The 584-nt window shown below is 62.2% G+C and carries 1 protein-coding gene; it reads left to right on the top strand.

Going from position 1 to position 584, the window contains the following annotated elements; translation table 11 throughout:
- On the top strand, nucleotides 1-584 hold a 584-nt coding region (locus tag ACYVE9_RS30220; protein WP_461031041.1), incomplete at both ends, for an ATP-binding cassette domain-containing protein.

The following is a 584-nucleotide window of genomic DNA, read 5'->3' on the forward strand; positions in this document are numbered from 1 at the left end:
CTCCACGCCGGTGAGACGCTCGGCATTGTGGGGGAGTCGGGTTGTGGTAAGTCGACGGTTGCGAAGTTGTTGATGTTGCTGGAGCGGCCGACGTCGGGTTCGATTCTGTACAAGGGTGAGGACATCACCCGTCTGTCGGGTCGGGCGTTGAAGGCGGTGCGGCGGAACATTCAGATGGTGTTCCAGGATCCGTACACGTCGTTGAATCCGCGGATGACGGTGGGTGACATCATCGGGGAGCCGTACGAGATTCATCCGGAGGTGGCGCCGAAGGGTGATCGTCGGCGGAAGGTGCAGGATCTGCTGGACGTGGTGGGGCTGAATCCGGAGTACATCAACCGGTATCCGCACCAGTTCTCCGGTGGTCAGCGGCAGCGTATCGGGATCGCGCGGGGGCTGGCGTTGAACCCGGAGGTCATCATCTGTGACGAGCCGGTGTCGGCGTTGGACGTGTCGGTGCAGGCGCAGGTGATCAACCTGATGGACAAGCTCCAGCAGGAGTTCACCCTGTCGTACCTGTTCATCGCGCACGACCTGTCCATCGTGCGGCACATCTCCGACCGCGTCGGCGTCATGTACCTCGG

This window comes from Streptomyces sparsus, assembly GCF_054776295.1.